Source organism: Streptomyces sp. NPDC053755 (genome assembly GCF_040677675.1).
In the GTDB taxonomy this organism is placed as follows: domain Bacteria; phylum Actinomycetota; class Actinomycetes; order Streptomycetales; family Streptomycetaceae; genus Streptomyces.
In genome coordinates this window covers 122,120-146,167 of the sequence record NZ_JBFASK010000018.1, presented here as the reverse complement: position 1 = coordinate 146,167, position 24,048 = coordinate 122,120, and the positions used below count along the sequence as shown (strand labels likewise).

Below are 24,048 nucleotides of genomic sequence, written 5' to 3'. Positions count from 1 at the left end.
GGGATCTGGGGGGTGAGCGGATGCCCTCAGAGAAGCAGCGGCCGTTCACCCGCGCATCCCAGAGCGTCACCCACCGTCATCGCGCCAGGACAGCGGGGGCGCCCGCGGGTGAGGGCCGCCGCCCTCACGCGCCCGCGGGTGAGGGCCGCCGCCGTCAGGCGAAGGCCCTCGCCAGCCGGAGCAGCCCCTCGCCGATCTCCTCGGGCGAGTGCGTCGTGAACGAGAGGCGCACCGCCCCCTTGTCGGGTGCGCCCGAGTAGAACGGCGCCCCCGGCACGTACGCGACCCGGTGGCCGACGGCGGTCGTCAGCAACTCCGTGGCGTCGTACCCCTCCGGGAGGTTCACCCAGACGAACATGCCGCCTTCGGGACGGTTCCACCGGCTGCCCACCGGCAGCGCCGCCGGAAGGCCGGCCAGCAGGGCGTCCCGGCGCTCACGGTAGACGGTGCGCATCGTCCCGATGTGGGCGTCCAGGTCGCTGTCGCGCAGATAACGCGCGGCGGCCGCCTGATCGATGGTGGACGTGTGCAGGTCGGCCGCCTGCTTGGCTATCACGCACGAGCGGCGCAGGGCGGCGGGCGCGCGCAGATGGCCCAGGCGCAGCCCCGGCGCCATGACCTTGGAGAACGAGCCGAGCAGGACGGTGCGGTCGGCCGCCGCGGGGAGGAAGGCGACCGACTGCACCGGGTCACCGTCGTACCGCAGTTCGCCGTACGGGTCGTCCTCGACGATCCAGAAGCCGTGGCGCGCCGCGGCCTCGGCGACGGCGGCGCGGCGGGACCCGGGCAGCGTACGGCCGGTGGGGTTCTGGAAGGTGGGGATGAGGTACAGCATCGTGACCCGCTCCCGTCCGGCGATCTCCTCCAGAGCGGCGGGGATGATCCCGTCGTCGTCGGTCGGCACGGGGACGACACGCGCGCCGGCGAACCCGAAGGTCTGCAGGGCGGCGAGATAACAGGGGTCCTCGACCAGCACGACGGCGCCCGGCTCCAGCAGGGCGGTGGCCATCAGCGTGAGCGCCTGCTGGGAGCCGGTGGTGATCACCAGGTCGTCGGCTTCCGTGGGCAGGCCCCGCACCGTCAGCCGCTCGGCGACGGCGGAACGCAGATCCGCGTCCCCCTCGGTGGTGGAGTACTGCAGGGCTCGCCCCGGGCTGTCCGTCAGGACCCGGTCGTAGGCGGAGCGCAGGCCGGGGACGTCGAAGAGTTCGGGGGCGGGAAGGCCGCCGGCGAAGGAGATGACGTCAGGGCGGGCGGTGAGCGCCAGGATCTCCCGTACGGGCGACGCGGCGACTCCCGCGAATCGGGAGGCGGTCGGAGGCAGGGGCGCGGCGGCGACAAGAGGATGCATGATGCAATCATACGGAGCCGGGCGCCCCGAGGCGGGGTGTCACGGGTTCTACTCCCTTGCGTAGCAGTGGACTTGGTCGGCGCTCCGGCGGAGCACGCGCCTCCGCAACGGCGCCTCCCGCGCGCGGCTGACACCTCGGAGACCGCCGGCCACGGGCCGCGCCGGCGACGCCGGGCCGGATCCGCCGGACGGACCAGCGGACGCCGCCCCCGCCGCGTGCGCGGCGCCCGTCGGGCTGCGCGGGCGGCGGGGCCGTGGTCGGATCTGCTCATGGAGCGAGCAGAAGGCAACGACCGGGCCCCCTCGACGACGGCCGCCCAGCGACGCGCCGCCCGGCTGGCCGTCGCCCAGCGCGCCACCGGACCCGCCGATCTGGCGCGGCTCCTCGACATGCTCGACCTGCGCCAGGGCGACGATCCCCGCTACCTCGGCGACGAGGCCGAGCCCTCGCCGTACACCGCCGATCCGGCGTCGGCCGGTGGTTGTCAGCTCTGACGCGCGGAGGTATATAGGCAGGGTGTCCGACATGTGCATCCCGACGTGTGGGAGGTCAGCATGCCTGCGCACGAGGACGCGCTGCTGCGTCAGGTCCAGGAACGCGGCGCCTACGCCTCACCGGACGAGGCCGAACGCGCCATCCGTGTCGTGCTCGCCCTGCTCGGCGCCCATCTGGTGGGCGAGGTCCGGTCCGAACTGGCCGAGCGGCTCCCCGAGACCGTGGCGACGGTGCTGCTCAACCCCCTCCAGGCACGTGAGCCGCTGCCGCCGGAGAGGTTCGTCCGGGCCACGGCCGCGTGGATCGAGGGGGCCGACGAGACGACGGCGCCGTCCGACGTCCGTGCGGTGCTCGGCGTCGTGGCCGACCTGGCCGGAGACGATCTGATGAGCCGGATCCTCCTCCAGCTGCCCGTCGGCTACGACGTGCTCTTCGGTCGTCCTCAGCCCGTCTGATCGGGCCGGGCGCCGCCCGCGGGCCGCCGAGCGCGATAATGGCTCCAAGGGTCCGGCGGTCCGTGGGGACGGCGGGACGGGGAGGAAACCGGCCGCGACGCTGGAGGTGCCTCCGTGACGAATGCTAGCGATCGGGCGGATGGCGCGGACGCGGCCGGCGGCACGGATCCGCACGACGCCGCCGATCCGCACGACGCCGCCGGTCCGGCGGACGGGACGCCCCGGTACGCCGCCGCGGATCCCGCCGACGGCACGGATACGGCCGGGGGTGCGGCCGCCCCCACCGCACACCCGACCGCCGCCGCGCTGGACCAGGCGCTCGCGCAGGCGGCCCGCAAGACCGGCGCGTCGATCGGCGCCGTCTATCTCCTGGACCCGGACGAGCGGGTCCTGCACCTGGAGACGCTGTGCGGCGCGCCGATGGAGTTCGCCGCTCCTTGGGCACGCGTCCCGATGAACGCCCCCGCCCCGGTGGCCGAGGCCGTGCGCGAGAACCACATGGTCTGGGTGGGCAGCCAGCAGGAGATGGCCCGCTTCTACCCGCGTACGGCCATGGCGCTGCCCTACCCGCTGTCGCTCGCCGCCGCTCCGGTCACCGGCAGTCGGCCCTGGGGGTCACTCCTGCTCATGTGGCCGCCCACCAGGCCCGCGCGCATGAGCCGCCGGGAACGCGGCCACATCGCCTCCCACTGCCGTCGCCTGGCCCGGCTCCTCGACGAGGCCCTCGAGTCCGGCGGACCGGTCGAGGGGGGCGCCGCGCCGCCCCGCGTCATCCCGGTGGAGGCCGGGGGCAGGCCCGCCGGCCCCGCCCGGGCGGCCGCCGACTTCGCCGAGCGGCTGCCGGGCGGTTCCTGTTCGCTGGACCTGGAAGGACGCATCAGCTACGTCACCTCCGGAGGGTGCGAACTGCTGGGCCGCGACGCCGCGCAACTGCTGGGAACCCTGCCGTGGCTGTCCCTCCCGTGGCTCGACGACCCGACCTACGAGGACCGCTACCGCGCGGCGGTGATCAGCCGCGAACCCGTCTCCTTCACGGCCTGCCGCCCGCCCGACCGCTGGCTCGACTTCCATCTCTATCCGGACGCCAGCGGCATCAGCGTGCGGATCGTCCCCACGGGCGCGCAGCCTCCGCCCTCACCGGCCCCGCGGCGTTCGACGCGTACCGCCACGCCCGCCCGCGCGGGGCAGCTCTACCAGCTCATGCACCTGGCCGCCGCCCTCACCGAGGTCGTGGGCGTCCAGGACGTCGTCGACCTGGTCGCCGACCAGATCATGCCGGCCTTCGGCGCGAACGGCCTGGTCCTGTCCGCCGAGGACGCCGGCCGGCTGCGGATCACGGGGCACCGCGGCTATCCCCCCGAGGCCATCGAGCGTCTGGACGGCCTGCCGATGGACACGGAGTTCACGCCGGCTGGGCGCACGCTCTCGACCGGCATCCCCTCGTTCTTCGCCGACCCCGAGGAGCTGCGGCGGATCTACCCGGAGGCGGCCCCGGTCAGCGGCAAGCAGGCATGGGCGTTCCTGCCGCTGATCATCTCCGGCCGGGCGGTCGGCTGCTGCGTCCTGACGTACGACCAGCCCCACGCGTTCTCGGCCGAGGAGCGCGCGCTGATGTCCTCGCTCGCCGGACTCGTCGCGCAGGCTCTGGACCGCGCCCGGCTCTACGACATCAAGCACCAGCTCGCCCACGGCCTCCAGCAGGCGCTGCTGCCGCACACCCTTCCCCTGGTCCCGGGCCTCGATGTCGCCGCCCGGTATCTTCCGGCCACCCGGGGAATGGACATCGGCGGCGACTTCTACGACGTGATCCGGCTCGGCGGCAGCGCCGCCGCGGCCGTCATCGGCGACGTCCAGGGGCACAACGTCGCCGCCGCCGCGCTGATGGGGCAGGTGCGGGCGGGCGTCCACGCCCACGCCACGCTCGGCACCGCTCCCGACATCGTCCTGTCCGCGACCAACCGGCTGCTCACCGACCTCGACCCCGGCCTCTTCACCAGCTGTCTCTACGCCCACCTGGACTTCGCGGAGGGTCATCTGCGGGTCGCGAGCGCCGGCCATCCGCCGCCCCTCCTGCGGCAGCCGGACGGCCGTACGGCTCCCCTGGAGATCACACCCGGCCCGCTCCTGGGCATCGACCCCGACGCGGTCTACCCCGTCGCCGACATCCCGCTGACGCCCGGGCTCGTGCTGGCCTTCTACACCGACGGTCTCGTCGAGACGCCGGGCACCGACAGCGACGAGTCCGTCGCCCGCCTCTCCGCGTGCCTGTCCCGGGCCGCCGACTCGGACCTGGACCTCGTCATCGACACGCTGCTGCGGCAGGTGCGCCCGGCGCGGGACCGCACGGACGACATCGCCCTGCTGCTCCTCCGGACGCAAGGCGGCGCGGGATGACCCTCCCCGAGGAGCGGGCCGGCCGGGGTGGGCGTTCCCGGGCGCGTCGGGCGGGCGAGCGGTTGGCGCGTCCCCGGGAGCGTCCACCGCGGCCGGCCCGGCCACAGGGGCGGCGTCACACCCCGTCGGGCGACTCGTCGAGGGTGAACAGGGCTCCTTCGGGGTCCCGCAGGGTGGCCCTCCGCCCGTCGCCCCACTCGGTGTCGGCGCCGCTGACGACGCTTCCGCCGCGGTCGACGGCCACCGCCCTCGCCGCGTCGAGGTCCCGGACCTTGAAGTGGACGAGCCAGCGGGGACGGCGCTGCGGCTTGGGCGCACCCGCCTCGACCGGCCCGCTGTTGAGCCGCGCGACGGGTTCACCGGCGCGTCGCAGGACGACCTGGTCCTCTTCGTAGAACACGTCGCAGCCGTGGTCCTGGGGCTCGCCCCATCCGAGCACCTCGCCGTAGAAGACCGCGGCGTCGAAGGCGTTCCCGGTGTGCAGCTCCAGCCACGCGGGGGCCGATCCCTCGCCGACACGCCAGTCCGAGTGGACTCCTCCCTCCCAGATGCCGAAGACCGCTCCTTCCCGGTCGGCCACCAGGGCGGCCCTGCCGCGCGGCGGATAGGAGACGGGGCCCACCCCGATCGTCCCGCCTCGCTCGCGCACCCGGGCGACGGCCGCGTCGGCGTCGTCGACCGCGAAGTACGCCGTCCAGGCCACCGGGACGGCCAGCTGTCCGGCGACGGCGCCGATGCCCGCGACGGGCACCCCGTCGCGCTCGGCGACGGAGAAGGCCCGCCCGAAGCTGCCCTGCCGGAAGGTCCAGCCGAGGACCGCGCCGTAGAAGTCCTCCGCCGCCCGCAGGTCCCGCGCCACGAGGCTCAGCCAGCACGGCGCGCCCGGCACCTCCGCGGCCCTCACCACCATGCCCTGCCTCCTTCCGTCACCCGTGCGTCGCACGGGCACCCAGTCCGCCTCGGGTCCCGGGCAATCGGTATGCATCGGCTGCCCCGTCCGCCCTTGGTGCCCCACTCGCGTCGCCTGCCTCGCCCGTGCCCCCGTGGGGGCTTCCCATGCCCGCCCGGGCCGGCTGTCGTCACGAGGGCGTCAGGGGCCGGGCGGACGGAGGGCCGCTCAGGACGTCCGCGGTCCTCGTGGTCACGAAGAGGCGCTGGACCAGTGAGGACGTGACGTTGACGACGCGCAGCGAGGCCCCTCGGGCACGGGCGTACCGGCCGGCCCGGAGCAGGACGGCGAGGCCCGTGCAGTCGCAGAAGGCCACGTCCGTGAAGTCGACGTCGATCAGGCGCGCGCCGTCCGAGAGCGCGGTCGCGAGGGCCTGGCGCAGCTCGGCCACCGTGTCGATGTCGATCTCGCCCGCGACGGTCACGGTGGTGCGGGAGCCGCTCCGGGTGAGCGCGGTCTTCAGCGCGGGTGCGGTGTCCATGGTCGTGGCCTTTCGCTCCGGCCGGCCGTGGTCGTGCGCGGTGGTGTCTCCGTTCTAGCACGTCATCCAAACGACGACAAACAGGGCGTCATCGGACAGATGACGGAGCCGTCCGGGCCGGCTCGCGGCGCCGGCCGTGAAGAGTTCGCGCGGATTTCCTACCGAGGGGTAGGCCGACCCGGGGGCCTTGTTATACGTTCCGTCTAACAGCTTGCTAGATGCGACATCTAACAAGTGCGATGGCATTCGCCGATCTCTCGAGTCAAGGGAGCCGCAGCATGACAAGCAGCACCGTCCGGCCGGGGAACGAGGACCTGCGCCTCGAGCAGGACGTCGCCCGGCGACTGCTCGATTCGGCCGCGAAACTGTCGTACGACCCGGCGGTCGAGGTGGACTGGGACACCCCCCTCGACAAGGACTTCCACGGCGCGAGCCCCGAGTGGAGCACCCTCTACGGCACGGCGTACTGGAACGAACTGACCGACGCGCAGCGCAAGGAGCTGACGCGGCAGGAAGCCGCCTCGGTGGCCAGCACCGGCATCTGGTTCGAGATGATCCTGCAGCACATGGTCCTGCGCGACATGTACACCAAGGACCCCACGGACCCGCGCTTCCAGTGGGCTCTCACCGAGATCGCCGACGAGTGCCGGCACTCCATCATGTTCGCCCGCGGCGCCGCGAAGCTCGGTGCGCCCGCCTACCGGCCGCCCCGGATGGTCGTCGAACTCGGCCGGGCCTTCAAGACGCTCGCGTTCGGCGAGGCGGCGTACGCCGCGATCCTGGTCGCCGAGGAGGTCCTCGACGTCATGCAGCGCGACTGGATGCGCGACGAGCGGGTGGTGCCGTTCGTCCGCACCATCAACAACATCCACGTGGTGGAGGAGTCGCGGCACATGAAGTTCGCCCGCGACGAGACCCGCAAGCGCCTCCGGCACGCCGGTCCGGTGCGCCGGCAGATCCACGCCTTCGTCATCGCGGTCGCCTCGTACTTCATCGTCACCAGCATGGTGAACCGCGACGTCTACGCGAACGCCGGCCTCGACGCGCGGCGCGCCCTCGCCGAGGCGAAGGCCAACGAGCACCACAAGTCCCTCATGCGGTCCAGCTGTTCGGGACTCATGGAGTTCCTGGCGTCCGCCCGCCTGCTCACCAGGCCGGCGCTGGCCTTCTACAAGCGCGCCCACCTGATCTGACCCGGCCCGGGCCGACCGCCCGCACGACCCCACCGCCCCCGACGACGACCCGAGCCGACGGATGACGAGATGACCTACGCCATCACCCAGACCTGCTGCAGCGACGCCACCTGTGTCGCGGTGTGCCCCGTCAACTGCATCCACCCGACCCCGCAGGAGCGCGCGTTCGGCAGTACGGAGATGCTCCACGTCGACCCGAAGACGTGCATCGACTGCGGCGCCTGCGCCGACGCCTGCCCGGTCGACGCGATCTTCCCGGTGGACAGCCTGTCGGGGCCGCAGAAGGAGTACGCCGCGATCAACGCGGCGTACTTCGCGGACAAGGACCCCGAGCCCGTGGACGCGGGTCCCACCTTCCACGCCTGGGGCGGCCCCACCTTCGAGCGGAGCCTGCCGTCCGACTTCGCGCCGATCCGGGTCGCGGTCGTCGGCACGGGACCGGCCGGCATGTACGCCGCCGAGGACCTGCTCCTGCACACCAACGCCGAGGTCACGCTCGTCGACCGGCTGCCGGTGGCCGGCGGGCTCGTGCGGTACGGCGTGGCGCCGGACCACCCCGCGACCAGGAAGGTGGGGGACGCCTTCGCACGCTTCCACACCCATCCCCGGGTGCGGATGCATCTGGGGGTGGAGGTCGGCAGGGACGTCACCGCCGAGGAGCTCGCCGCCCACCACGACGCGGTGATCTACGCCGTCGGCGCCCGCGCCGACCGCAGGCTCGGCATCCCCGGCGAGGACCTCGCAGGCAGCGTCTCGGCGACCGCGTTCGTCTCCTGGTACAACGCCCACCCCGAGGCCGCGCCCGACGCGGTCGACCTCTCGGCCGAGCGGGTCGTGGTGGTCGGGAACGGCAACGTCGCCCTCGACGTGGCCCGCCTCCTCGTCATGGACCCGGCGACCCTCGCCCGCACCGACATCGCCGACCACGCGCTCGCGGCCCTGCGCGCCTCCAGGGTGCGCGAGGTGGTGCTGCTGGGCCGGCGCGGCCCCGAGCACGCGGCGTACACCGCGTCGGAGGCGCTCGCGCTCCGGCATCTGCCCGGGGTGGACCTGGTCGTGGACGACCACGATCCGCGGACCGGCGCGGCGATCGACGCCGCCGAGGACGGCGACAAGGCCGCCCTGCTGCGCGGCGTGACCCGCACGGCGGTGGACTGGTCCCGGCCTCCGGCGCCGGGGCGGCGCCTCGTCCTCCGCTTCCACTCGGCGCCGCTGGAGATCCTGGGCGAGAGCGCGGTCACGGACGTACGGGTGACGGACCGCCAGGCGGAACGCGTCATCCCGGCGGGCATGCTCCTGCGGGCGGTGGGCTACCGCGGTGTGCCGGTGGCGGGACTCCCCTTCGACGAGGCGACCGGCACCGTGCCCCACGAGCGGGGCCGGGTGACCGGACTCCCCGGGACGTACGTCGTCGGCTGGATCAAGCGCGGCCCCTCGGGCGGTATCGGTGCCAACCGGGGCTGCGCCGCGGAGACCGTCGGTACGCTCCTGGCCGACGCGGTGGCCGGCGCCCTTCCCCCGGCCACCCGGACCGCGCGGGCGTTCCGGCGCCTGGCCAGGAGCCGGGCCCGTCACGTCGTCGACGCGCGGGGGCTCGCCGCCATCGACCGCGCCGAGCTGGCCCGTGGCCGCGCGGACGGCCGCCCTCGGGTCAAGCTCGGCACCCTTCCCGAACTGGTGGCGGCTGCGAAGGGCACCCGCGGACGGCTGCGCGGCTGAGGCGCCCCGAAGGAGGTGCCTCGCACCCTTGGCCGGGGGCGCGGGGCCCCGGCCTTGGATAGGGTGCCGTTCGATATCGGCGCGCGGTACGGGGGACACGAGTTGATGAGCGGTCAGCAGCCGGACCGGGGCAGCGCCCCGCAGGTCTTCCAGCCCCTCGGGGGAGACGATCCGGCGACGATCGCCGGATACCGCATCGCGGCCAGACTCGGCGCGGGCGGCATGGGCAAGGTGTACCTGTCGTACACACCCGGCGGCCGGCCCGTCGCGATCAAGGTGATCCGGCCCGAGTTCGGCGAAGACCCCGAGTTCCGGCGCCGGTTCGCCCAGGAGGTGCAGTCGGCGCAGCGCGTGCAGGGCCTGTTCACCGCGCCCGTCATCGACGCCGACACCGACGGCACGCACCCGTGGCTGGCCACCGCGTACGTCCCGGGCCCCTCGCTCGCCGACGCGGTCGTCGCGCACGGCGCGCTGCCCGTCGAGACGGTCCTGCTGCTGATCGCCGGCATGGCCGAGGCGCTGCAGGTCATCCACGGCGCGGGCATCGTGCACCGCGACCTCAAGCCGTCCAACGTGCTCCTCGCGGCCGACGGACCCCGCGTCATCGACTTCGGCATCGCCTACGCCGCCGACGCGACGTCGCTCACCGGCAGCGGGGTCACCATCGGCACGCCGTCCTTCATGGCGCCCGAGCAGGCGGCGGGCCGCAGGGTCACCCCGGCCACCGACATCTTCGCGCTCGGCCAGGTGGCGGCGTACGCGGCGACCGGGACCCCGGCCTTCGGCGAGGGCACCTCCCACGGCGTGCTCTACCGCATCGTCCACGAGGAGCCCGACCTCGGCGCGGTGCCCGGCCGGCTGCGGGAGCTGGTGACCCGCTGTCTCGCCAAGGACCCCGAGGCAAGGCCGGCCATCGCCGAGGTCATCGCCCTGTGCCAGTCCGCCAACGCCGAGACGGTGCTGCGCCGCCCCGAGGACTGGCTCCCGGGCGCGGTCGCCGCCGACATCACCGTACGCGCGGCGGCCCCCGCGCCCGTACAGACCCCGCCGCCGCCCACGGTTGCGCCGACGTCCGCCGCGTACTCGCCCACCGTGCAGGCCGGTCCGGCCGGTCCGGCCGGCCCTCCCCCCGGCTACGGCCCGCCCGTGGCGCACCAGCACCAGCCCCCGCCCCCTTCACCGGCCCCCGCCCGCTGCGCCCCTCCCCCGGCCGGGTACGCGCACGCCTACGCGCCGACCCAGGCGGCCCATCCGGGGCAGCCGGCACCCCTGGCACCGGGGCGGAGCCGGAGCCGGCCGCCCCTCTACGCACCGCCCCCCGCCGCGCGGAACACGGGCGGCAGGACGGCGGCCATCGCGCTCGCCGCGGCGCTCGTCTTCGGTCTCGTCGGCGGCGTGACGGCGTACGCCCTGCTCAAGGACGAGGGTCGCGAGACGGCCCAGGGCGGCGGGACACCGCCGGGGACCGGGGCGGGCAAGGGCGGCGGGCAGACCGTCGGGACCGAGCCGACCGCAAGGCCCGACCCGAAGCCCGACGTCCACAAGGGCATCGACCTGACGGCCGGATACCACCTGACCCTCGGGGACGGCAGCCTGCGTCCCCAGATCGGCGAGGACGGCGGCTACGAACTGTCGTACGACACCGGTGGCTATCTGGACGCCGAGAGCCAGGACGGGAACCTGGTGCTGCTCGACCCCGACCAGGAGGGTTCGCTCGCCACCTGCCGCGCGGAGACCCGGTTCACCAAGGACGTCTACGTCAACAAGCTCTCCGAGGGCCGCCAGGTGTGCGTCACGACCGGCACCGGCCACCTGGGGCTCGTCACGGTGAGGGGCTTCTCCGCCGAGGACTCGCCCAGCACCTATCTGACCCTGGACGTGACCGTCTGGCGCAACGCCGTCGCCTCCGGCGGCTGACCCCTCCGGGGCACCACCGGGACCGGCCGCGGGCCCGCCCTACGGGGCGGGCTTGCGGGCCTCGATGAGGAAGCGCGCCGTGTGGGCCACGAAGGGCCCGTCCGACTCGATCCGGTCGTGCAGCGCGCGCAGCCGGTCGCGGTACGCCTCGACGGTGAAGCCGGGCACCATCCAGATCACCTTGCGCAGGAAGTAGACGACGGCGCCGATGTCGAGGAACTCGGTGCGCAACCGCTCCGAGCGGACGTCGACGACCTCCAGGCCCGCGGCCTCCGCCTCGGCCGCGGCGTCGTCCGGGTGCCGGCCCCGCCGCACCTCCTCGGGCTGTGGCCCCAGGAAGTACTCGACGAGTTCGAACACGCTCGCCGGCCCGACGTGCTGGGAGAGGTAGACGCCGCCCGGACCGAGCACACGGGCGATCTCCCCCCACCACGCCTTCACGGGATGCCGGCTCACGACGAGGTCGAAGGCCCCGTCCGCGAAGGGCAGCGGCGGCTCGTCCGGGTCGGCCACCACCACCGCTCCGCGCGGGTGGAGCAGCGCGGTGGCCTTGGCGACGTTGGGCGGCCAGGACTCCGTCGCCACCATCGTCCTCGGCAGGACGGGGACGCCGGCGAGGACCTCCCCGCCTCCGGTCTGGATGTCGAGCGCCGCCGTGGCACGGGCCAGGCGCTCACCCATCAACCGCTGGTAGCCCCAGGACGGCCGCTCCTCGGTGGCCCTCCCGTCGAGCCAGGAGAAGTCCCACCCGTCCACGGAGACCGTGTCGGCCTCCGCCACCAGTTCCTCGAACGATCGCCGTGTCATCCGGCCATTCTGCCCGGCCCCCCCGCCCTCGGAGGCTTCGGCCCGCCACCGCCCGCGCGACGGCGGCGGCGGGCCGCGTGATCCTCCGCACACGGCCACGGAGACCGCGCGGGCTCGTGTTAGCGTCCCGCCGTGATCTACCAGGCCCTGACCGGACCCGCGCCGCACAGCGCAGTGAGCGGCGGCTGCCCGTACGGCCCGGCCGGCGCCCCGGGTACGGGCGCACCCCCGATCACGGCCCCCGCCTCGGGCCCGGCCTCTTCCCTCGACGGGCACGGACTGCTCGATCTCTTCGGCGACGGCTTCGTCCGCGACCCGTATCCGTGGATGGACACGCTCCGCCGCGAGTCGCCGGTCCACCACGACCCCGGCACCGGTCTGTGGCTGGTCAGCCGGCACGCCGACATCCGGACCGTGCTGCTCGACCAGAAGGCGTTCCTCCCCGACAACGCCCAGCACGCGGTGACCCCCCTCGGCGTCCCGGCGCTGCGGGTGCTCGCGCGCGCCGGCTTCCGGGTGCGTCCGGCCCTGGCCAACAACGGCACCGACAGCCATCCCGGGCTGCGCCGGGTGGTCACCCGCTTCTTCAACGCCCACCGGGTCGCGGCGGCGGTGCCGCTGATCGAGCGGATCGCCGACGAACTGCTCGACGGGGTGCGGGCGCGCCTCGGCGCCACGGGCGGATGCGACCTCTTCTCCGCCTTCGCCCAGGTGCTTCCCTGCCGGGTGATGATGGAACTCCTCGGGGTCGACGCCCTCGACGCGGCGACCCTCGCCCGGTGGAGCGACGCGTCGCTGGAGCTGTTCTGGGGGCGGCCGACTCCCCAGCGGCAGCTCGAACTGGCGGAGCTGGTGGGCGAGTTCCACCAGTGGCTGACCGCGGCGGTGAACGGCGAGGCGGTGCCCGAGGACAGTCTCATGGGCGCCCTGATCCGCCACCGGCTGCCCGACGGACGGCCTCTGGACGTCCAGACCGCCGTCGGGGCCTGCTTCTTCGTCTTCGTCGCGGGCCAGTCGACCACCGGGCAGCTGATCTCCACGGTGCTCCGCGGCGCGCTGGCCGAACCGGGGCTCTGGCCCCGGCCGGCGCACGAGGAGCCGCTGGCACCGGCCTGGGTGGAGGAGGTGCTGCGCCGCGAACCGCCCGTCACCACCTGGCGCCGGGTGACCTCGCGGCCGGTGGAGCTGGGCGGGGTACGGCTGCCCGCCGGCGCCCTCCTGCTGCTGATGCTCATGGGGAGCGGCTCCGACCCGGAGGTCTTCGCCGATCCGGCGCTGATGCGTACGGACCGGGCGGAGGTCCGCCATCACCTCGCCTTCGGGGCGGGCCGTCACCGTTGCCCCGGCGCGTCCCTGGCCCGGACGGAGGCGGCCGTCGCCCTGCGCGCGGCGGCCCGCCGCCTGCCCGCCGTCCGCCTCGCCCCGGCGGACCCGCCCATGCTCGGTCTGCTCTCCTTCCGGGCCCCGCTGCGCATCGACGTGGTGGCCGGACCGGCCTGAGCGGCGGGTGGGGCACGCCACCCGGCACCCCGCCGACGAGCACCACGCCAGGGGTGCCGCCGACGGACGGGCGGACCGGCGCACTTCGGGGCTTCTCTGCCCGGGTGCCGACGGAGGGCCGCGCCGCCGCGCTCCTCCACGGAGGGCGACGGCGAGGCCCACGAGGGGGCCCGCCCCCAGGAGGCGGGCCCGTGTCGCGCTACCGGTCGGCCGTCAGACCGCCCGGGACCGGCGCGTAGCCGGCGGGCCGGGTGGTGAACGTGCCCCGGCCCTGGGTGCGTCCGCGCAGGCGGGACGCGTAGCCGAAGAGCTCGGCCAGCGGGACCGTGGCGGTGACCACCGCGGTCCCGGCCCGTGTGGTGGAGCCCGAGACCCGGCCGCGCCGTGCCGCGAGGTCGCCGAGGACTCCGCCGACCGCGCCGTCGGGCACGGTGACGGTGACCTCGACCACCGGTTCGAGCAGCGTCATCGCGCTGGCCCGCAGGGCTTCACGCAGGGCGAACCGGGCCGCCGTCCGGAACGCCATCTCCGAGGAGTCCTTGGAGTGGGTGGCCCCGTCGGTCAGCGTGACCCGCACCCCGGTCACCGGATGACCGCCGAGGGGGCCCTCCAGCAGCGCGTCACGGCAGCCCGCCTCCACCGCGCGGACGTACTCCTGCGGCACGCGCCCACCGGTGACGGTGGAGCCGAACACGAACCCCTCGGCACCGGCGCCGGCCGCACCGCCGGCCCCGTCGGGCGCTTCCCCCAGCGCTCCGACGTCGAGGACGACATGGGCGAACTGCCCGGCCCCTCCTTCCTGTTTGACGTGCCGGTGGACATGGCCCGACACCCCGCGCACGACGGTCTCGCGGTAGGCCACCCGCGGTCTGCCGACGGCGATGTCGACGCCCTGGGCCCGGCGGATCTTCTCCACCGCGACCTCCAGGTGCAGCTCGCCCAGGCCCGACAGCACGGTCTGCCCGGTTTCCGGGTCGGTCCGGACGGCGAGGGAGGGGTCCTCCTCGGCCAGCCGGGCCAGCGCGGACGCCAGCCGCTCGGTGTCCAGGCTCCGGCGCGCCTCGACCGCGACGGAGACGACCGGCGCCGCCACGGCCGGCGGCTCGAGGAGCAGCGGCGCGTCGGGCGCGCACAGGGTGGCGCCGGGGCGGGCCGCCTTCAGCCCGACGACGGCGACGATGTCACCGGCCCCTGCCCGGTCCACGTCGGTGTTCCGGTCCGCCTGCACGCGCAGGATCCGTCCCACGCGCTCGGTGCGTCGTGCGCCGACGTCGAGCACGGTGTCCCCCTTCCCGATCGTTCCGGCGTAGACACGCAGGTAGGTGAGCCGCCCCGTGGCGGTGGAGTGCACCTTGAACACCAGGGCGGCGAACGGCTCCGCCGGGTCGGCGGCCCGTTCGGTCTCGGCGCCGTCGAGCGTCCCGCGCACCGGTGGGACGTCCAGCGGCGACGGAAGGTACGCCACGACGGCGTCGAGGAGCGGCTCCATGCCCCGGTCGCGGTAGGCCGAGCCGCACAGGACGACCACGCCCTCCCCGCTCCGGGTCAGGTCGCGCAACGCGGTGACCAGGGTCTCCGCGCCGAGCGTCGACTCCGCGCAGAACTCCTCCAGCGCGGCGGGATGGAGTTCGGCCACCGCCTCCTCCAGGGCTCGGCGGCGGCGGAGGGCCTCCTCCCGCAGACCCTCCGGCACGGGGCCCTCGGTGGAGGAGTCGCCGCCGGCGGCCCAGACGAGGGCGCGCAGGCGGAGGAGGTCCACCACGCCGGTGAAGCCGTCCTCCCGGCCGATCGGCAGCTGGACGACCAGCGGGACGGTGTCGAGCCGGTCCCTGATCGAGGCGACCGCGGCGTCGAGGTCGGCGCCCGCCCGGTCCATCTTGTTGACGAAGGCGATCCGCGGCACCCGGTGACGGTCGGCCTGCCGCCAGACCGACTCGCTCTGGGGCTCGACACCCGCGACGGCGTCGAAGACCGCGACGGCGCCGTCGAGAACGCGCAGCGAGCGTTCCACCTCGTCGGAGAAGTCGACGTGCCCGGGGGTGTCGATGAGGTTGATCCGGTGGTGGTCCCAGTCGCAGCTGACCGCCGCCGCGAAGATGGTGATGCCGCGGTCGCGTTCCTGCGGGTCGAAGTCGGTGACGGTCGTGCCGTCGTGGACCTCGCCCCGCTTGTGGGTGGCGCCGGTCAGGTAGAGCATCCGCTCGGTGACGGTGGTCTTGCCGGCATCGACATGGGCGAGGATGCCCAGGTTCCGGACCTGCCGCAGGGAGGTGCCGGTGAAGGTGGTCGTCTGGCGTCGAACGTCGGTACGCACGGCCCAAGGCCTTTCGCTGTCATGGAGAACAGGGCGGCGCGATTCCCGGACGAAGGGGGCCTGAAGCGGTGCCGACGGCGCCCCGGGGCAGGGGCATTCGCTCGTCGGGTCCGCTCGTCCGCGTGACCGCCCGCCGGCTTCGTGCCGGGGGCGTGGACGGGGTCAGGAGTTCGTCACGGGCTTCCGGTGCGGGCCGCGCGGCCGGCACCGGGACGACGAGGACATCAGGATCACGTCGTACCGTGACCGGGGGACGACGACATCGGTGCGGTGGCGCACGGTCGGTCTCCCCTCACTGGTCCCGGCGCGGGCCGGGACGTCGGCGGCGCGTGCCGCGAGTGTAGGGAGTCGGACCGGGACTCGGACACCGGTTTTTCCGGGAAGCCGTAGGGCGGCGACGCGGCGCGGCCGGGAGGAGTCCTGACGGTGGGTCAGGCGACGCGGACGGTCGGCAGGAGAAGGGCCGCCCAGACCGTCTTGCCCCGGGGCGCGGCGGGTTCCCAGGACCAGCTGTCGCTCAGCGCCTCGATCAGGTGCATGCCGCGTCCGCCGGTCCCCAGGTCCTCCACGGGCCGCGGACGGGGCGGTACGGGGCTGGGGTCGGTGACGGCGGCGACGAGGTGGCGCGAGTGCAGCGAGAGCCCCAGCCACACGGGGTACTCGGTCTCCTCCACGGCGCTCTCGGGACAGCCGAGCGCGTGGCGCACCGCGTTGGTGACGAGCTCGGTGACGACGAGCTCCAGGTCCGCCGCCAGCGCGGGCAGGACCCAGCCCTCCAGCGTCAGCAGGACGAACCGTCTGGCACGTGACACGTTCTGCGGGCGTCCGTCGAGTCCGCACGCGGCGAAGCCGAGAGGTAGGTCCGCTTCACCTCGTGCGCGAGCGGACACGGGATCGAGCGCTAAGGCCGACCTGTGAGTGATCACCTGTCATGTCTCCCTGCGAGCCCCGGAGTTCGATGCTGCGGCGGTCTGTGAGGAACGAGTATTGTCGAGGGCACACCGAAAGTGCAATTGCATCTGGGATTGCAGTCGTGCGATCTCGTGGACGGATGTACGGATGCCGTACGGATCAGGAGGGCCCATGGCCGCGGAACTGTTCAACGGGATGAGGGCGAGCGCGCTGGCCCCGGTCAGCTGGGTCAAGAGCCGCCACAGCAACGCCACGGGCAACTGCGTGGAGCTGGCCACCCTCCCCGACGGCGGGGTCGCGCTGCGCAACTCGCGGGACCCCGAGGGGCCCGCGCTGGTCTATACGCGCGACGAGATCGCGGCGTTCATCGCCGGTGCGCGCGACGGGGACTTCGACTTCGCAATCGGCTGAAAACCGCCGCTGCGATCCGCGTCCCTGGCCGGACGTCGCCCCTCCCGGCTAACCTCGTCCCCTCATGAAGATGCGGGAGCGCGTGATGGCCGGAGCCGAACCGAGTTCGCCCCTGTTCGTCCCTTCCATCGGGACGGTCGAGAACAACCCCACCGCACTCAAGCTGATCCTCGGCGGCAAGCTGCGCGAACTGCGCGTGGCGGCGGGCCTCGAACCGGCCGACGTGGACGCGCGGCTGGGCTTCTCCCGTTCCAAGACGAGCCGGATCGAGCTGGGACGGCACGGCTGCAAGCCGGCCGACGCGATGGCGCTTCTCGCGCTGTACGGAGTGACGGACGGCGCCCGCTCGGAGGAGTTCCTCCGGCTGGTCCGGCAGTCTCGGCAGGCCGAGTGGTGGCGGTCCTTCAGCGACGTGCTCTCGGACTTCTTCGCACCGCTGGTCGCCCTCGAAGGGGCGGCGGCGCTGATCCGGTCCTACGAACCGTTCTACGTCCCGGGGCTGCTCCAGACAGCCGCGTACACGCGCGCCGTGGTGCGGTCGGGGCCGGGCCGCCTCCTCCCCCACGAGGTCCAGCGCCGGATCGAGCTGCGCCAGGAGCGGCAGCGGCAGCTCGACAGGCCGGGCGGGCCCCGGCTGTGGGCGGTGATCGACGAGTCGGTGCTGCTGCGGAGCGTCGGCGGCCCGGAGGTCATGCGGGGCCAGCTGGAGCACCTGGTCGACCTGATGGGCCGGTCCCGGGTGACGCTGCAGATCGCGCCGCTCGACGTGACGGCGGCGATCGGCGTCGGTACCGGCGTGACGTATCTGCGGTTCGCGCTGGGCGATCTGAAGGACGCCGTCTACATCGAGCACCTGACGGACAGCACGTTCAGTCAGAAGCCGGCCGACGTGGAGCAGTACCGGGACATGCTCGACCGGCTGAGCGCGTGCGCGCTGACTCCCGCCCAGTCCCTGGAACGGGTCAAGGACCGCCTCGGCCTCCTGTGAGGGCGCGGTCCGGCGGGCGGCCCGGGGCCGCCCGCCGACGTGCGTCACAGCCGGGCGACGCCGCCCCATTCGAGCCATTCGTCGCTGGGCTGCACCGGCGCCAGGTCGCTGTCCGGCCGCCAGGTCGACACCTCCACGAGCCCCGGCGGGAGGATGTCGAGGCCGTCCAGGAAGCCGGCGACCTCGCTCTCCTCACGGACCCGGCCCCAGTGACCGCCGGTGGCCTCCGCCATGAAGTCCGTCACGAACTTCCTGATCTCCGGGCGGTCGCTGACGAGCTGGCACACTACGAGGAAGCTGCCCGGCGCGAGGCGGTCCGCGACCCGGCGTATCAGGCCGGCCGGGTCGTCCTCGTCCGGGATGCAGTGGAGCACCGAGACGAAGAGCGCGGCGACGGGCTGGTCGAAGTCGATCAGACGCCGGGTCTCCTCGTGACCGAAGATCCCGTCGGTGTCCCGCATGTCGGCCTGGATCACGGCCGTCCTGTCGTTCTCCTCCAGCAGGGCCCGCCCGTGGGCCAGGACGATCGGGTCGTTGTCGACGTACACCACCCGTGAGGACGGGTCGACGGCCTGGGCGACCTGGTGCACGTTGTCCTGGGTGGGCAGGCCGGATCCGTGGTCGACGAACTGCCGGATCCCGTACTCGGCCGCGAGCATCCGTACGACACGGCGGAGGAAGTGCCGGTTGTTCACGGCGAGGACCTTGGTGCTGGGAACCTGCTCCAGCAGCTGCTCGCAGGCGTCGCGGTCCGACTGGTAGTTGTCGTCGCCTCCCAGGAAGTAGTCGTACATACGCGCCACACTCGGCACGTTGGTGTCGATGGCGTCCGGGCGCCACGACTTGCCTTGCATCCAGTCCTCACCCGTGTCTTCGCTCGGAGGGAAACCCAGGTCGACCATGCTAGGGACCGCCCGTGGGCCCGGTACAGAAGTCCGCCAGGACCGGCGGCCCGAAGCGCGGGTTCCGGCCAGGGAAGAAACCGAGCCGTACCGGCGCAAACGCTCGTCCTCGGCCGGGGCACGCCCGAGCCGATGCCCCGGGCCGTGGAGCGTCTCGGCCGTCACTCCATCGGCGGGCGGCCCGGGTTTCCGTTTCCCCGATGCGGTTACTGGAGATCCAAGGACTCCCCACCCCGAAGGACGGACACCGTGACCCGACCGAGGATCCTCGTCGTGGGCGCCGGCTTCGCCGGAGTCGCCTGCGTCCGGCGGCTTGAGCGGCGACTGGCCGGCCGGGAGGCCGAGATCTCGCTGCTGACACCCTTCTCGTACCAGCTGTACCTCCCGCTGCTCCCCCAGGTGGCCGCGGGCGTGCTGACACCCCAGTCCGTCGCCGTGTCGCTGCGCCGCAGCGAGCGGCACCGGACCCGGATCATCCCCGGCGGCGCGATCGGCGTGGACGCCAAGGCAAAGGTCTGCGTGGTCCGCACCATCACCGGCGAGATCGTGAACGAGCCGTACGACCACCTCGTCCTGGCGCCCGGCAGCATCACCCGCACCTTCGACATCCCCGGTCTCACCGAGCACGCCCGCGGGATGAAGACCCTCGCCGAGGCGGTCTTCATCCGCGACCACGTGATCGCCCAGCTCGATCTGGCCGACGCGGGCCAGGACGAGGCCGAACGCGCGGCCCGTCTGCAGTTCGTGGTGGTCGGCGGCGGCTACGCCGGAACGGAGACGGTCGCCTGCCTCCAGCGCCTCACCCACACCGCCGTCAAGCGCTACCCCCGGCTGGACCCGAAGCTGATCAAGTGGCACCTGGTGGACATCGCGCCCAAGCTGATGCCCGAGCTGGGCGACAAGCTCGGCAGCGCCGCCCTCGACATCCTCCGACGGCGCGGGATCGAGGTCTCGCTCGGGGTGTCGGTCGCCTCCGTGGACGACAACGACGTCACGCTCACCGACGGCCGGGTGCTGCCCTGCCGCACGCTGATCTGGACGGCCGGTGTCGCCGCCAGCCCGCTGATCGGCACGCTGGAGGCGGAGACGCACAAGGGCCGCCTCGTGGTCGGCGCGGACATGACCGTGCCCGGCCTGGACGGCATCCACGCCCTCGGCGACGCCGCCGCCGTGCCGGACCTGGCCAAGGGCGACGACGCCATCTGCCCGCCGACCGCCCAGCACGCGCTGCGGCAGGGCCGGAAGGTCGCCGACAACCTCGTCGCCGCCCTGCGCGGGCAGCAGACCTTCCCGTACGTCCACAAGGACCTCGGCCTGGTGGTGGACCTGGGCGGCCGGGACGGCGTCTCCAAGCCGCTCGGGGTCGAACTGCACGGCATGCCGGCCCAGGCGGTGGCCCGCGCCTACCACTGGTCGGCGCTGCGCACGAACGTCGCCAAGACCCGTGTGATGACGAACTGGCTGCTCAACGCCGTCGCCGGTGACGACTTCGTACGGACCGGATTCCTGGCGTCCAAGTCCGGGACGCTGCGGGACTTCGAGTACACCGACGCCTATCTGACGCCCGACCAGGTACGGGCCCACACCGCCTCGATGCGGGCGGGCAGCGGCTGATCCGCGTCGCACGGCACCACGATCACCGGTCTCAGAAGACGGAGAGGCCGGTGATCGTGGTGAAACGGTCGAGCGCCGCCACGCCCGCGACGGAGTTGCCCCGCTCGTCGAGGCCCGGGCTCCAGACGCAGAGCGTGCACCGGCCCGGGACGACGGCGATGATGCCGCCGCCCACCCCGCTCTTGCCGGGCAGCCCCACCCGGTAGGCGAAGTCCCCGGCCGCGTCGTAGGTGCCGCAGGTGAGCATCACGGCGTTGACCTGTTTGGCCTGGCTGCGGGTCAGCAGGCGCGATCCGTCGGAGCGGATGCCGTGGCGGGCGAGGAAGCCCGTGGCGAGCGCCAGGTCGGCGCAGGACGCGGCGATCGAGCACTGGCGGAAGTACTCGCGCAGGAGCGTGGGCACCGGGTTCACGATGTTGCCGTAGGACGCCATGAAGTGGGCGAGTGCGGCGTTGCGGTCGCCCCGGTCGGTCTCCGAGGCCGCCACGTCCCGGTCGAAGTCGAGGTCCTCGTTGCCGCTCTCGGCGCGCAGGAAGTCCAGCAGGCAGCCCGAGGCGTCCCCGCTGAGCCGGTGCAGCCGGTCGGTGACGACGAGCGCGCCGGCGTTGATGAACGGATTGCGGGGGATGCCGTTCTCGTACTCCAGCTGGACCAGCGAGTTGAAGGGGTTGCCGGACGGCTCCCGTCCGACGTGCTCCCAGAGGGCGTCTCCCTCGCGGGCCAGACAGAGCGCGAGAGTGAAGGCCTTGGTGACGGACTGCGTGGAGAAGGGCTGCTGCCAGTCCCCCACCCCGTACACCGTGCCGTCGAGCTCGGCCACGGCCATCCCGAAGCGTCCGGGGTCGGCTGAGGCGAGCGCCGGAATGTAGTCGGCGGGCCGGCCACGGCCGCCGAGGCTCTCGATCTCCTCGGCGATGCGCTCGAGGACGGGCATGAAGGACTGCAGCATGATCACCATTGTGCGGTCACTCCGGCCGGAGCGTCCGCCACAGGAAGGTGTGTTCGAGGGCGTCGTTGAAGGCCGTCTGCGCGTGGTCGGCGGCTCCCGCGTGACCGCCGGACAGCGTCTCGTGGAAGAGCACACGGTGACCGAGCTCCCGCAGCCGGGCGGCGGTCTTGCGGGCATGCGCCGGGTGGACGCGGTCGTCCCTGGTCGAGGTGGTGAGCAGCACGGGCGGGTAGGGGCGGTCCGCGCGCAGCCGGTGGTAGGGCGAGAGGCCGGCCAGATGGGGCCGGTCGGCGGGGTCGTCGGGATCGCCGTACTCGGCGGTCCAGCTGGCTCCGGCGAGGAGCCGGTGGAAGCGCAGCATGTCCAGGAGGGGGACGTGGGCCACGATCGCGCCGAACAGCTCGGGGCATGCGACGAGCATGGCGCCCATCAGCAGGCCGCCGTTGCTGCCGCCGGTGATCCCGAGCCGGTCCGGGGTGGTGACGCCGCGGGCGTGCAGGTCGCGGGCGACGGCGGCGAAGTCCTCGAACGCGCGCTGCCGGTGCGCCTTCAGCGCGGCGCGGTGCCAGTCCGGCCCGTACTCCCCTCCGCCTCGGATGCCCGCCACCACGTAGGTGCCGCCGCGCGCCAGCCACGCCCGGCCGCGGACGGCGTCGTAGTGGGGGGTGAGGGCGACCTGGAATCCGCCGTACCCGGTGAGGAGGGTGGGCCCGGGCCGGGCGGAGCCGGACTCCGGGCCGACCACGGTGTAGGGCACGCGGGTGCCGTCGGCGGAGGTCGCGAAGTGGCGGCGGACGGAGAGCCCGGACGTGTCGAACCGTTCCGCCGCCCGCTTGACCGCCTCGCTCTCCGCGCCGATCTCGCCCCGGTACAGGGTGGCGGGCCTGAGGTATCCGGTGATCGCGAGGAAGTACTCGTCGCCGGTGTCGGGGTCGGTGTCCGTGAGGGTGGCGGACGCCATGGGGGGCACCTCCGCCATCGGCCGGCGTTCCCACCCGTCGGGCCCGGGCGTGAGGACGTGCACGCGACCCTCGACGTGGTCGAGGGTCTCCGTGATCAGGTGGTGGCGCGTCCAGGCGTGGCCGATCAGGGCCGTGTGCTCCTCCGGGGCGTGCAGCAGGGCCGGCTCGCGCTCCCCCGCCATGAAGCCCTCGAAGTCGAAGGCGAGCAGGGCGCCGGCCGGGTGTCCCAGCCAGGGGGAGGTGAGGGTGACCAGCAGCCACCGGCGGTGGACGGAGCACTCGGCGTCGTCGGGGACGTCGATCCTCCGGAGCGTGTCCCCCTCGCCCAGCAGAAAGGTCTCCTGGTGCCAGAAGTCCTTGTGGCGGGCCACGAAGTCGCGTTCGAAGCCCGGCGTCGGGTCGTGCCAGGCGGAGACGGAGAGGTCCGTCTCCGCCGCTTCGTAGAGGAGTTCGGCCTCGGCGGGAGGGGTGCCGCGCCGCCAGCGTCGTACCGTACGCGGATAGCCGGCGGCGGTCATCGAGCCGGGGCCGAGGTCGGTACCGAGGTAGAGGTGGTCGCGGTCGATCCAGGAGACGCTGGTCTTGGCCTCGGGGAGCCGGAAGCCGTCGTCCACGAAACGGCGGGTGAGCAGGTCGAACTCCCGCACCACCACGGCGTCCCCGCCCCCGCGCGAGAGGCTCAGGAGCGCGTGCCGGTGCTCGGGGGCCAGCGTCCCCGCGCCGTGCCAGGTCCAGTCCTCGCCCTCGGCCGCGGCCAGGGCGTCCAGGTCGAGGAGGACGTCCCACTCCGGCTCGTCCTTGCGGTACTGCTCCAGCGTGGTGCGGCGCCACACTCCGCGGGTGTGGCCGGCGCTCTGCCGGAAGTCGTAGAGATACGCGCCGCGGCGGCGGGTGTACGGGATCCGGTCGGGCGCGTCGAGGACCTCGCGCAGTTCGGCCGTCATGGCCTGGAACCCGGGATCGGCCGTCAGTTCCGCGACCGTCTCGGCGTTGCGCTCGCGGACCCAGGCCAGCGCCGCTTCCCCCTCGGTCTCCTCGAGCCACAGATAGGGGTCGGCGCCCGCGTCGATGCCGCTGTCGGTGTCGGTGTCGGTCACGCGTCGGCGGGGACGGCAGCGGCCGGGGCGGGGGCGTCGAGTTCCCAGGAGTGGCGCTTGAACTCGCGGAGGAAGTCGGGGTGGTCCTCCCAGTGGCGGGCGACACCGCGCAGCACGTCCCAGTTGTGCTCCAGCGCCTGGTCGATGATGTCCCGGGTGGTCCGGTCGGCGGTGGCCCGCTGCTCGGCGAGGCCCTTGACGGCCGCGGCGGCCCTCACGGTGTTGAGCAGCGCGCGCAGGGAGCGGGAGGTGTCGTCCATTCCGAAGCCGTGCTCGCTGCCGGTCTCGGCGTCGAACAGCGGGCGCAGGCGCGCCTCGATGAACGCGGTGACGCGCTCGAAGTGCTGGGCGTCCATCAGGTCTTCCTCTCCTGGGGCGGGCGCGGGTCGGCCCGCCCTCCCGGGTGGTTCGCGGGTGGGGCACGGCGCGCGGCGGGGGCCGGTTCCCCGGCCGCCGGCGGGCGCGTCGCGATTATCGCGCGTCGCGGCGCGGGCCGGGCGAAGGGGGCCGCCCCGGTCCGGTCGGCGCCGTCGGCCGGTGGACGGGGACCGGGCCGGACGGGAGGTGCCTCACGGGCGGCCGCGAGAGACGGGCGTGGCCCGGAGCGTCCGCTTCGGGGTCGAGCGCACGCCACGCG

General features: G+C 73.8%; 20 protein-coding genes. 10 read left to right on the top strand and 10 right to left on the bottom strand.

Annotation, left to right across the window (positions count from 1 at the left end):
* Window positions 1–154: 154 nt before the first annotated feature.
* Window positions 155–1,351: a PLP-dependent aminotransferase family protein gene (locus AB0K65_RS19150; RefSeq protein ID WP_365717962.1), complete on the bottom strand. Its 1,197-nt coding sequence runs from the start codon at window positions 1,349–1,351 to the stop codon at window positions 155–157.
* Window positions 1,352–1,621: 270 nt separating this feature from the next.
* Between AB0K65_RS19150 and AB0K65_RS19145 the strand changes: the two genes are divergently transcribed.
* From AB0K65_RS19145 to AB0K65_RS19135, 3 genes are all read left to right on the top strand, one after another.
* Window positions 1,622–1,846: a hypothetical protein gene (locus tag AB0K65_RS19145; protein ID WP_365717960.1), complete on the top strand. Its 225-nt coding sequence runs from the start codon at window positions 1,622–1,624 to the stop codon at window positions 1,844–1,846.
* 60 nt (window positions 1,847–1,906) lie between these two features.
* Window positions 1,907–2,302: a DUF2267 domain-containing protein gene (locus AB0K65_RS19140; protein ID WP_365717958.1), complete on the top strand. Its 396-nt coding sequence runs from the start codon at window positions 1,907–1,909 to the stop codon at window positions 2,300–2,302.
* Window positions 2,303–2,608: 306 nt separating this feature from the next.
* Window positions 2,609–4,696, top strand: coding sequence for a SpoIIE family protein phosphatase (locus AB0K65_RS19135; protein WP_365717980.1), 2,088 nt, complete (start codon window positions 2,609–2,611; stop codon window positions 4,694–4,696).
* 115 nt (window positions 4,697–4,811) lie between these two features.
* On the opposite strand, the gene AB0K65_RS19130 is transcribed toward AB0K65_RS19135, so the two are convergent.
* The gene (locus tag AB0K65_RS19130; RefSeq protein ID WP_365717955.1) at window positions 4,812–5,606 is read right to left on the bottom strand and encodes a VOC family protein; all 795 of its coding nucleotides are present in this window, start codon (window positions 5,604–5,606) and stop codon (window positions 4,812–4,814) included.
* Between the two features lie 169 nt (window positions 5,607–5,775).
* Entirely contained in the window at window positions 5,776–6,126 is a 351-nt protein-coding gene (locus AB0K65_RS19125; protein ID WP_365717953.1) for an STAS domain-containing protein, read from the bottom strand.
* A gap of 278 nt (window positions 6,127–6,404) precedes the next feature.
* Between AB0K65_RS19125 and AB0K65_RS19120 the strand changes: the two genes are divergently transcribed.
* The 3 genes from AB0K65_RS19120 (at window position 6,405) to AB0K65_RS19110 (ending at window position 10,955) form a co-directional block, all read left to right on the top strand.
* On the top strand, window positions 6,405–7,319 hold the full coding sequence (locus AB0K65_RS19120) for a diiron oxygenase (RefSeq protein WP_365717951.1): 915 nt from the start codon (window positions 6,405–6,407) through the stop codon (window positions 7,317–7,319).
* A gap of 69 nt (window positions 7,320–7,388) precedes the next feature.
* Entirely contained in the window at window positions 7,389–9,038 is a 1,650-nt protein-coding gene (locus AB0K65_RS19115) for an FAD-dependent oxidoreductase (RefSeq protein WP_365717949.1), read from the top strand.
* 105 nt (window positions 9,039–9,143) lie between these two features.
* Window positions 9,144–10,955 carry a serine/threonine-protein kinase gene (locus AB0K65_RS19110; protein WP_365717947.1) on the top strand — a complete coding sequence of 604 codons (1,812 nt, stop codon included), beginning with the start codon at window positions 9,144–9,146 and terminating at the stop codon, window positions 10,953–10,955.
* 39 nt (window positions 10,956–10,994) lie between these two features.
* Here AB0K65_RS19110 and AB0K65_RS19105 read toward each other — a convergent pair whose 3' ends face one another.
* Window positions 10,995–11,762, bottom strand: coding sequence for a class I SAM-dependent methyltransferase (locus AB0K65_RS19105; RefSeq protein WP_365717945.1), 768 nt, complete (start codon window positions 11,760–11,762; stop codon window positions 10,995–10,997).
* Window positions 11,763–11,894: 132 nt separating this feature from the next.
* Between AB0K65_RS19105 and AB0K65_RS19100 the strand changes: the two genes are divergently transcribed.
* The gene (locus tag AB0K65_RS19100) at window positions 11,895–13,262 is read left to right on the top strand and encodes a cytochrome P450 (RefSeq protein WP_365717943.1); all 1,368 of its coding nucleotides are present in this window, start codon (window positions 11,895–11,897) and stop codon (window positions 13,260–13,262) included.
* A 199-nt stretch (window positions 13,263–13,461) separates the two neighbouring features.
* On the opposite strand, the gene fusA is transcribed toward AB0K65_RS19100, so the two are convergent.
* Complete coding sequence (gene fusA / locus AB0K65_RS19095) at window positions 13,462–15,576, bottom strand: elongation factor G (protein ID WP_365717941.1); 2,115 nt, start codon at window positions 15,574–15,576, stop codon at window positions 13,462–13,464.
* Between the two features lie 431 nt (window positions 15,577–16,007).
* Entirely contained in the window at window positions 16,008–16,388 is a 381-nt protein-coding gene (locus AB0K65_RS19090) for an ATP-binding protein (RefSeq protein ID WP_365717939.1), read from the bottom strand.
* 247 nt (window positions 16,389–16,635) lie between these two features.
* Here AB0K65_RS19090 and AB0K65_RS19085 point away from each other — a divergent pair, with 247 nt between their 5' ends.
* The gene (locus AB0K65_RS19085) at window positions 16,636–16,899 is read left to right on the top strand and encodes a DUF397 domain-containing protein (RefSeq protein WP_365717937.1); all 264 of its coding nucleotides are present in this window, start codon (window positions 16,636–16,638) and stop codon (window positions 16,897–16,899) included.
* A gap of 85 nt (window positions 16,900–16,984) precedes the next feature.
* Complete coding sequence (locus AB0K65_RS19080; RefSeq protein WP_365717979.1) at window positions 16,985–17,887, top strand: helix-turn-helix transcriptional regulator; 903 nt, start codon at window positions 16,985–16,987, stop codon at window positions 17,885–17,887.
* Between the two features lie 44 nt (window positions 17,888–17,931).
* Here the strand turns inward: AB0K65_RS19080 and AB0K65_RS19075 are convergent, their stop codons facing one another.
* Complete coding sequence (locus AB0K65_RS19075; protein ID WP_365717935.1) at window positions 17,932–18,741, bottom strand: SAM-dependent methyltransferase; 810 nt, start codon at window positions 18,739–18,741, stop codon at window positions 17,932–17,934.
* Between the two features lie 297 nt (window positions 18,742–19,038).
* On the opposite strand from AB0K65_RS19075, the gene AB0K65_RS19070 reads away from it, so the two are divergent.
* Complete coding sequence (locus AB0K65_RS19070; protein ID WP_365717933.1) at window positions 19,039–20,403, top strand: NAD(P)/FAD-dependent oxidoreductase; 1,365 nt, start codon at window positions 19,039–19,041, stop codon at window positions 20,401–20,403.
* Between the two features lie 31 nt (window positions 20,404–20,434).
* On the opposite strand, the gene AB0K65_RS19065 is transcribed toward AB0K65_RS19070, so the two are convergent.
* The 3 genes from AB0K65_RS19065 to AB0K65_RS19055 are packed head-to-tail and all read right to left on the bottom strand — an operon-like array spanning window position 20,435 to window position 23,767.
* Window positions 20,435–21,361 (bottom strand): glutaminase, encoded by a 927-nt coding sequence (locus tag AB0K65_RS19065; RefSeq protein ID WP_365717931.1) that lies wholly within the window; start codon window positions 21,359–21,361, stop codon window positions 20,435–20,437.
* A gap of 7 nt (window positions 21,362–21,368) precedes the next feature.
* A complete protein-coding gene (locus AB0K65_RS19060; RefSeq protein WP_365717929.1) occupies window positions 21,369–23,411 on the bottom strand; it encodes a prolyl oligopeptidase family serine peptidase in 2,043 nt (680 codons plus the stop codon).
* Window positions 23,408–23,767 carry a hypothetical protein gene (locus AB0K65_RS19055; RefSeq protein WP_365717927.1) on the bottom strand — a complete coding sequence of 120 codons (360 nt, stop codon included), beginning with the start codon at window positions 23,765–23,767 and terminating at the stop codon, window positions 23,408–23,410. The genes AB0K65_RS19060 and AB0K65_RS19055 overlap by 4 nt, the downstream gene beginning before the upstream one ends.
* Window positions 23,768–24,048 lie beyond the last annotated feature (281 nt).